This window comes from Lutibacter sp. HS1-25, from assembly GCF_004121075.1.
GTDB lineage: Bacteria > Bacteroidota > Bacteroidia > Flavobacteriales > Flavobacteriaceae > Lutibacter.
The window spans coordinates 1-2,043 of the sequence record NZ_RHLN01000076.1 but is presented as its reverse complement, the minus strand read 5'-3'; the positions used below and the strand labels follow the sequence as shown (position 1 = coordinate 2,043).

General features: G+C 34.5%; 3 protein-coding genes. All 3 read left to right on the top strand.

Going from position 1 to position 2,043, the window contains the following annotated elements:
- Positions 1-15: 15 nt before the first annotated feature.
- The 3 genes from EC396_RS12275 (at position 16) to EC396_RS12265 (ending at position 1,966) form a co-directional block, all read left to right on the top strand.
- Positions 16-294 carry a helix-turn-helix domain-containing protein gene (locus EC396_RS12275; protein ID WP_129365521.1) on the top strand — a complete coding sequence of 93 codons (279 nt, stop codon included), beginning with the start codon at positions 16-18 and terminating at the stop codon, positions 292-294.
- A 47-nt stretch (positions 295-341) separates the two neighbouring features.
- A complete protein-coding gene (locus EC396_RS12270; protein WP_129366954.1) occupies positions 342-1,025 on the top strand; it encodes a hypothetical protein in 684 nt (227 codons plus the stop codon).
- Between the two features lie 242 nt (positions 1,026-1,267).
- Entirely contained in the window at positions 1,268-1,966 is a 699-nt protein-coding gene (locus EC396_RS12265; RefSeq protein ID WP_129366953.1) for an ATPase, read from the top strand.
- Positions 1,967-2,043: the final 77 nt, after the last annotated feature.

The window sequence follows — 2,043 nt, the reverse complement described above, 5'->3', positions numbered from 1 at the left end:
AAAAAACAGTTAAAAATGCCTACACAAATTATCACGACAGATGATCTAAGAGAATTTAAAATCGAATTATTAGAAGAGATCAAAGATTTACTTAAAATTAAATCGCAAATGACTAACAAAAAGTATCTTAAGTCAGCTGATTTAATGAAGATCCTAAAAGTAAGTTCCGGTACATTACAAACAATGCGAATCAACGGAACCTTACCCTACACCAAAATTGGCGGAATCATATTTTACGACCCAGATGAAATCTCAAATGTGATGAGAGAAAACAGTATTCATAACAAACTTTAAACTTCAAGTCATTCCGCACTTGATGCGGAATCTCAATCTATAAACCTATGAATTACATCAAACACCTCAACGGAGTCTATAGTCAATTTTCAAAAGACAATCGCTTAAATCCATCCCATATAAGCCTGTATATTGCTTTATTTCAATTGTGGAATTACAATCGATTTCCGAACGAATTTCATATAAATCGTGAAGAATTAATGAAGTTTTCTAAAATAGGATCAAAATCTACCTATCACAGATGCATAAAAGACCTAAGTCATTGGAAATATATTCTTTACAGCCCTTCTCACAACCCTTTTAAAGGTAGCAGAGTAAAGTTGTTTCAATTCAAGACAAGTGATAGTCAAGAAATGGATTTAAACTATCCCATATCAGAACAAGCGCTGGTATCTAATACAAACATTAATAAACAAAATATAAACTTTATTAAACTAGAGGCAATCGCAAAAGAAAAATTGATTTTAGATTTTTTTAAAAAAGAAAAATATCCAGAATTGGAAGCCAAAAAATTTTTCAACCATTACCAGGGAATCGGATGGAAAGTTGGAGGGAAATCAAAAATTACCGATTGGCAAGCCACCGCCAAAAGTTGGATGCTAAAAGCCCCCGAAATGAATTTGTCGGTTCGTGCGCAGTCGAGAACAAACGATCCAAACGCTTTACCACTTGACCATTTTCAAGACAACCTCCACGTCAACCAAAATAAAAGATATGATATCCCACTTTAGCAGATAAAAACCGCCCTAGGATTTGGCAGGCGAGTGTCAAAAGTTCGAAGAATCCGTAAAAAGAAATGCTGTTTGAGCGTCAGCGAGTTCATTTCTTTTAGGATTTAAGAACGTATTTGACCGCCGAAAATCCAAGGCTTGACTTTTTTGTTTCGTTTTTGTGTCAAGACAAAAATGAAAGAACACTCTAAGAATCTAAAAATTCAATTCGCTTATTACGAATTAAAAATAAAAAAACCACTATGAACCCAACACCACACATCAAAACCGAAGGAACCTCAAAATTCCAAATAGGAGAAATCAAAAACAACACTATCCACTACGATTTCGAAAAAATAAAAACCTACCTCAACATCAAAGGCCATATGTTATTCGGAAAAAACTTCAGAATTCACAAAGAAGACGAAAAACTAATTTTCAAACTATGCTCATACTTCATACAAGACCACCACAGCTGCGCTCAAATGGGAATCGACACCAGCAAAGGTTTATTGCTTACTGGACCCGTGGGATGCGGTAAAACATCATTGATGAAATTACTATTGCACCTGGCACCACACAAAACTAACTACTCGCTCGTTCCAACCCGAAATATTATTTTTAATTTCAATACATCCGGATTCGAAGTTTTAGAAAAATACAACCAGACAAAAAACTACTGCTTCGACGATTTAGGTGTAGAACCAACCGGTTCTCATTACGCAAAAGAATGTAACGTAATGGGTGAAATACTTTTATCACGTTATGATTTATTTACCCAAACCAGCCAAAGTCATAGTCTTAGTTTTAGTCAAAGCCAAAGTCATTCAAAAACCCACATCACCACCAACCTCAACGTAGACGAAATTGAGAAAAAATATGGAAATCGTGTAAGAAGCAGGCTAAAACAAATGATGAACGTTATAGCATATGATTCAAATTCTATAGACAAAAGACAGTAAGTTCATTATTCACGAATACCAAAACAAATAAAAAAGGGATGAGTAATGTTTAACTTGATAAGCTTTGATCGTGATTC